Consider the following 6231-nt stretch of genomic DNA (forward strand, 5'->3'; position numbering starts at 1 on the left):
ATCTTAAGACGGTGTATCTGGGAACACGAACGCATACACTTGGCGAAGAGCCGCTGCCCCGAGTGTGATTGTGGCGTGACTCGCGTGAAAGACAGGTACATGGGTGAATTGTGCGCAGAGGAAGTTGTGGCCCACACCGTGTCGAAGGTCTGCTATGAGGCGGCCTTGCCGGAATGCGGTACGGACGAGGACTGCGCGCAGAAAATCAGACGCCGGATCCAGAAGGCCGAGCACATGATCCAGGTGTACGAATATTACTGCACGTTGTACCCATCGAACCGGTCGAAGCGATGAGCTGGGGCGTAGTACTAGTGTTGACTGCTGCCGCTGGAGTGCTGTGCGCCTGTCGTGTTTCCGAAGGACAGAAAGCAGGACCCCCAGTTGAAGTTGAGAAAGACTGTATTGTGCTTATCCCAAGAGACGCGACACCGAGGCTGATAGCGGAGGAAGTTCTGGGAATGGCATGCGAGTATATAAACAGCAGCCAGCCGCAACTTCGGGGAGCGAAGTGTGTTTTCGTCCTGTTTGCCAGTGAGCCGAATACAGCGGCCGGTGCAGACGAATGGCTGTTACTCTTCAGGTGGCAGCCATGGTCCGTGTATATGGAGTATTTAGTTGTCGTGAATGACAGGACCCGGGAGATCAGGATCTATCGGTGAGGCACGGATGGCCTAGCCGTGTGTCGAGGAAGATGTATGCGAAGTTGAGCGTCACATGAGAACTGCTCTTGCAGGTGATCGTCGAGCCCCGCAAGCCCAGGGTGTGTTTCTGTTGGTTCTGCAGGCCAGCACCGTAATAGCGGTCAAGAAATGTCTGTGGACGATCATTCAGAGCGTTGGCGCCGCGCTTGAGGTTACTGCCCTGCGGCGCTGGCAAAGCCTGGGTAGCACGCGAAGGAGGCAAAGGGGCGGCGTGCAGCAGCCCGCAGAGGTAAACAGCAAGAAGAAGAAAAGGGCAGTCAGCGGAGGGGAAATGTCGAGCCATGGGCGAGGGGCAAGCGCGGCGGCCGTGTCTCCCCGTAGAGCAGGTTTCCTGAGTCGCGGGGACTGGCTTGTTGTCGACCGAAGAAGTGGAGCTCAGAGGCTGCGCGTTCTCTTGGGGAACGGTGACGGCGCAGCATCGATGATGCGTTCGTATCTGTCCTTTCCACTAGTACTCCTTGGTCACAAACGCAACAAATTGTGCTAGAATGGTTTCATGCGAACCGCCCATCCGGGTCCAAGCCCGCAGGAAAAGCGCTTCGCGGCCTATTGGGAGGGCTTGGCCAGGGCCGCGGGGCATCGGGACCGGGAAGCGCCGCTGAAGGACTACTGCCGCGGCCTGCTGCTGCCCGGCCAGCGGCAGTCGATCGAGCCCATGGCGGCCCGGCTCCATCCCGACCGCGTGCAGCCCACCCGGCAGTCCCTGCACGATCGGGTGGCCCAAGCGGCCTGGAGCGACCAGGCCCTGCTGGACGCCGTCACCCGGTAGGTGTTGCCGGCCATGAGCCACAAGCAACCCATCGTGGCCTGGATCGTCGACGACACCGGCATTCCGAAGAAGGGCCGGCATTCGGTCGGGGTGGCGCGGCAGTCCTGCGCCCAGTTGGGCAAACAGGACAACTGCCAGGGGGCGGTGTCGCTGTCGGTGGCCACCTGGGAGGCGAGCCTGCCGGTGGCCTCGCGTTTGTATCTGCCCAAGGAGTGGACCGAGGACCGCGCCCGGCGCCGGAAGGCCGGAGTGCCCGGGGAGGTGCAGTTCCAGACCCAGCCCGAGATCGCGATCGATCTGTCGGCTGGCTGATCCGGCAGCTTCGGTGCTGCCCTTTGTGCGGGGTGAGACGTTCATGACCCAGTAGTGTTAGTGGCCTGCGGGCTTTTGCGTCGGTTGGAGATCTAGGCATTTCTGTGTATTCTGCGTGATCTGTGGGCTAAGAGGAATGCTCTGTGGACTAGCGTCGGAATCTCGAGGTGGTCTGTGGGCTGTGGCGTCACGAGACTTCAATGCGGGCAGCGGCTCTGGTGCGTGGATGGCAGACTCAAGCCGCATGGTGGTGGAGGGTGTATTGCGCCGGCGGGGTGGAGGTGGGATGATAAGGCTGGGGGTGGTGCGGGGCAGTCCGGACCCAGGTGCAGTCGGAGGTGCGCTCGGACTTCGGGGCGCAGAGTCCGGAGCCCCTGGTGTATGACGGGGATGGGAACCTTGTACGGGATGGGCGGTGGGTGTACAGTTGGGACGCGGAGAACCGGTTGGTGCGCGTGATGAACTACGGGGCGGCGGATCGGGCCGGTTGGCGTCGGGTGGATTGGGCGTACGATGCGCTGGGCCGGCGCATCCGACAGACGAGCTACGTGCTGAGCAACGGGGTCTGGGTGGTGACCGAGGATCTCAGATTTGTGAGCGATCCGGTCTGGTTCGGCCGGCACATTGCAGAACTGAATGCCACGAACCATGCCGTGGTGCGCAGCTATGTGTGGGCCCTGGACCTAAGCGAGACGCTGGACGGTGCCGGTGGCGTGGGCGGTCTGCTCTGGGTGCGGATGGCGAGCGGTCCGGCCTCGGGGACGCAGTTTGTGACCTACGACAGCAACGGCAATGTCTGGCAGTTGGTCTCTGCTTCCACCGGCACGGCGACCGCCCGCTACGAGTACGGTCCCTTCGGCGAACCCCTCCGCACCACCGGTCTTGCCGGCGCTTCTAACCCCTTCCGCTTCAGTGGCAAACGCAGCGACCCGGCCAGGGGGCTGGTACTTTTTGAGTATCGGGCGTATAGTGCACGTACGGGCTGCTGGCTCAGCGGTGACCCGATGGAGAACGACGAAAGCCTCAATGCGTATAACGCTACTCTAGACTCCCTCGCGGACTATGAAGGTCGCGATGGCCAGAAGCCGAGGAAACCACGCCCCCCAAAGCTACCTAACCCCCTAAAGCGGGCCGCATATTGCGCAGCCGAGTGTGCAGCAAAGCATGGCGTAGAAAAGATTGGCAAGTGGATTCACGCTCAGTTCTACTGCGGCAAACTCGGTGACGAGTGTCTCGATAAGGGTGGGCTCCCTGGCGTCCAGGATGTGTTCACTGGGGATTTGGGAATTGGCCGCGACCTTTGGTATAAATTTGTTGGTTGTTTTATTGACTGCATGGGTGGATCGCATTATGGCATAGTAGCGCAGCTTGGAGCCGGGAGATTCACGTGTAATGACAAGTCCAGAAGGGTCGATTGGGAGTTCGAGCTCCTTCTGAGCGTTATCATCAATGGTAAAGGTTATGTTGTGCATCAGGAGAGGATTAATGGGAGTTGTGGTACTAGACAGTACATGATCTGCTGTGTAGTATGTGGCTGAATGACATAAACAGAGTCCGAATCGCTACTGTTGGAATCTGCCTTGCGGCTTTCATTGCTGCCGGTTGCCGCACTCCGAGGGATGAGGCGGCATTGTTTCGCCGTAAGAACCCTGAAGAGGCCAAGCACTATGAGGTGTTGGAGCCGGCGTCCCTGCATGTATTACGCACTCATGAGCACCGGGCGCTCGGATATATGCGGGCGCTTGTTTCTGGTGTAGAGCGGCGAAAGGATCGGCCGGAGGAACTCGAGGAATACCTGCGGCGCGTCAGGGAGAAGCTCGCAGCGCTTGAACAACTGGTATCGAGTGAATATGAAACAATCAGAAAGCTATTGGAAAAGGAGGGGGGGACAGTGTACTATTACGAATTGCGCCGCATGGAGGAAGGCGACGGTGAAACCCGCATCGTTGTCGATAGTGGCTTGATGGTTATAAAGGACGGAAGGATTGTTTATCGTGCTTCTCTGTGATTACATAGGCAGAGTCCGTTACCGCTTGACGTTCAATGAGCGTTGGATGTTTCGGTGATTGGGTTCGTTGCGAGACGATGCGTTTCATTGGTGTTCTTCTTGACTCTCGGCTCAAGAGATCAAATTGCCGCACGAGGGCGCTATGTGCGCTCTGTTGATCGCGCTCTTGTGGGTTCAGAGTCTCTGGAGCGGGGTATCATGGCAGTTCGCCGCGGACTCGGACAGCCGAAGTCGGGCATTCGGAGAAGATCATGCGCCTCTGGCGCAAAGTGCTCCCCTGGTTGAGTGCGCGCGGGGCCGCGATAGCTGGTCGGTGGCCACCCCGGCGTCTCAGTCTACCCGAGGAGGGCTTTCCGCGGCTTTCTCTAATCCGGTGACCGGACCATTGGCGCGGTTGGTTGGTCTTGCGTCAGTGCGCCTGAGGCACCTGAGGGTAGGGTTACACGCGAATGTTGGCCAAAGACCCGGGGCTGAAACTTAGCACATGACACGTAGTCCTCCTGGGAGGGGCCTGTACCGACTCATTGGGTCTAGCCGCCTTCCTCGGTGGGCATCGATTGGACTGCAGCCCCTGCAGCGGCACCAGCACCTTGGCCGCGGTGGCTGTGCTGGTTGAAGTGGTTGAGCTGGGCCGGCTCAAGCGGCGTCAGACCGCCTCCTTAGCTGGCCTGCCGCCTTATCTGCGCCAAAGCTGTCCACGGGAGGGGGCGCATCTCAGTTTCTTGCAGAGTGGTGTAAGCTTGCGGCATGAAAACAAACTGCCTTGAGTCTGTTTCCAGTTCGGCGTCCCTTCCCGTCCCATGCGAACTGCTGGCGGTGCTGGCCGCGCGGGCGGCGTGCGCGTTGGAGCGTTCCATGCAACAGTTGGTCCAAGCCAGCGACCAAAACCTGGGCCATCTGGAAGTGCAGGCCGCCCACGACGTCCGAGAACTGCTCCGGCAGGCGGTCGCACGGGGTACGCAAACCAATGCCGACGCCACCCCGCCGACCTGTCCGGTGTGCGGCCAGCCCCTCAGGCGTCTGTCCTCCGGTCACGCCCGCACCTTCAAGTGCCGCTTCGGGTTCATCCCCGTCCAGCGCACCCGGGGCTACTGCAAGCGCTGCAAGAAGGGGCGCACCCCCGCCGACACCGCCCTCGGGCTGGAGGCCAGCGCCGTGCTGGAGCACTTGACGGGCCTCTGCCTGCCGCGCGCCACCCTCGACCGTGAAGCCAAGCGCCAGGGCCAACGTGCCCAAGCGCTGCGGCGCGGGTTGGGCCAGGCGGCCGGGGCGCTGGTCCTTGGGGACGGGGCGGTGTGGCTGTGGCGGCTGTCCGACGACCGCTGGCCGCAGGCGCGCCAGCGGCTGGACTTCTCCCATGCCGTGCAGCATCTGGCGGCGGTGGGCCGGGCGCTCGTCGGCAAGGACAAGGCGAAACTGACGGCCTGGTTCCAGCCATTGGTGCGACAACGCAAGCACGAATCCTCCGTGAAAGTAATTCGACAACTGGAAGAAGCCCTGGCCGCCCTGCCCGGCGGCGCCCGTGCGACCGCGGTGGCCAGGGAAGTGGCCTACTTCCGGGAACAGCAGGGGCGGATGGATGATCGGGCGGTCCGGCGGGCGGGCGAACCCATCGGGAGCGACCTGGTGGAAGCGACCTGTGGCCAGGATCAATGCCGCTTCAAACGCCCGGGCCAGTTCTGGAGTCCGCGGGGCGATGAAGCGCTGCTCTGTCTGGAGACCTTCTGGCGCAATCGTCGGTGGTCATTGCTCTTCCCCCACTCTGCCTTCCACCCTGCAAAAAACTCATATGCGCCCCACGGGAGGGCCCGTGCGGGATCGGTGTGGTGCTGTGCGCCTTTATAGGCCTGGCTGGGTGGCGGCGGAGGCCGCAGGGTGCTTTCTCTGTGGGGATTTCAGGACCTCGCGGCTTCCGATGCATACCCCGATGAGTCCTTTCTGCGTGCTCTGCGTGATCTGTGGGCCAAAAAATCCAGTGCTGTCTACGCCTGAAAGGGAATTTCTGCGTGCACAGCGGCCGGTTGAATCGGCGGATTTGCGTGCATGGGTGGCGTTCTGCACGAATGGCAAATTCTGGCCGCGTGGCGGTGGAGGGAACTGGGCATGGGCGGCGGGTGGGTGGTGGTGACGAACTTGGGGGTGGTGCGGGGCAATCCGGACCGGGTGCAGTCGGAGGTGCGGGGGGGCTTTGTAGCGCAGAGTCCCGAAACCCTGATCTACGACGCGGACGGCAACCTTGTACGGGACGGGCGGTGGGTGTACAGTTGGGACGCGGAGAACCGGCCGGTGCGGGTGATGAGCTACGGGGCCAGCGATCGGGCCGGTTGGGGGCGGGTGGACTGGGCGTACGATGCGCTGGGCCGGCGCATCCGGCAGACGAGCTACGTGCTGAGCAACGGGGTTTGGGTGGTGACGGAGGACCTGAAATTCGTGAGCGATCC

The 6231-nt window shown here is 61.8% G+C and carries 5 protein-coding genes and 1 pseudogene; all 6 read left to right on the top strand.

The features are described 5' to 3' along the window. Window positions 1-99 precede the first annotated feature (99 nt). Window positions 100-294, top strand: a complete 195-nt coding sequence (locus tag ACPDIT_RS07485; RefSeq protein WP_423442546.1) for a hypothetical protein — start codon at window positions 100-102, stop codon at window positions 292-294. A gap of 903 nt (window positions 295-1197) precedes the next feature. Continuing rightward, window positions 1198-1767, top strand: a pseudogene (locus ACPDIT_RS07490) (IS701 family transposase); the annotation flags it as partial. 434 nt (window positions 1768-2201) lie between these two features. Then, window positions 2202-3320: an RHS repeat domain-containing protein gene (locus tag ACPDIT_RS07495; RefSeq protein WP_423442547.1), complete on the top strand. Its 1119-nt coding sequence runs from the start codon at window positions 2202-2204 to the stop codon at window positions 3318-3320. Beyond that, the gene (locus ACPDIT_RS07500; protein ID WP_423442548.1) at window positions 3311-3790 is read left to right on the top strand and encodes a hypothetical protein; all 480 of its coding nucleotides are present in this window, start codon (window positions 3311-3313) and stop codon (window positions 3788-3790) included. Before ACPDIT_RS07495 ends, ACPDIT_RS07500 begins: the two co-directional genes overlap by 10 nt. A gap of 855 nt (window positions 3791-4645) precedes the next feature. Further along, entirely contained in the window at window positions 4646-5635 is a 990-nt protein-coding gene (locus ACPDIT_RS07505) for a hypothetical protein (protein WP_423442549.1), read from the top strand. A 198-nt stretch (window positions 5636-5833) separates the two neighbouring features. Further along, window positions 5834-6231: hypothetical protein (locus ACPDIT_RS07510; protein ID WP_423442550.1), on the top strand; the 398-nt coding region annotated here is incomplete at its 3' end.

The organism is Limisphaera sp. VF-2 (assembly GCF_049537125.1).
Lineage (GTDB): Bacteria > Verrucomicrobiota > Verrucomicrobiia > Limisphaerales > Limisphaeraceae > Limisphaera.

Coding starts and splice junctions, on each gene's coding strand:
- ACPDIT_RS07485 (WP_423442546.1), top strand. CDS start 100: ATGGGTGAATTGTGCGCAGAGGAAGTTGTGGCCCACACCGTGTCGAAG.
- ACPDIT_RS07500 (WP_423442548.1), top strand. CDS start 3,311: ATGTGGCTGAATGACATAAACAGAGTCCGAATCGCTACTGTTGGAATC.
- ACPDIT_RS07505 (WP_423442549.1), top strand. CDS start 4,646: ATGCAACAGTTGGTCCAAGCCAGCGACCAAAACCTGGGCCATCTGGAA.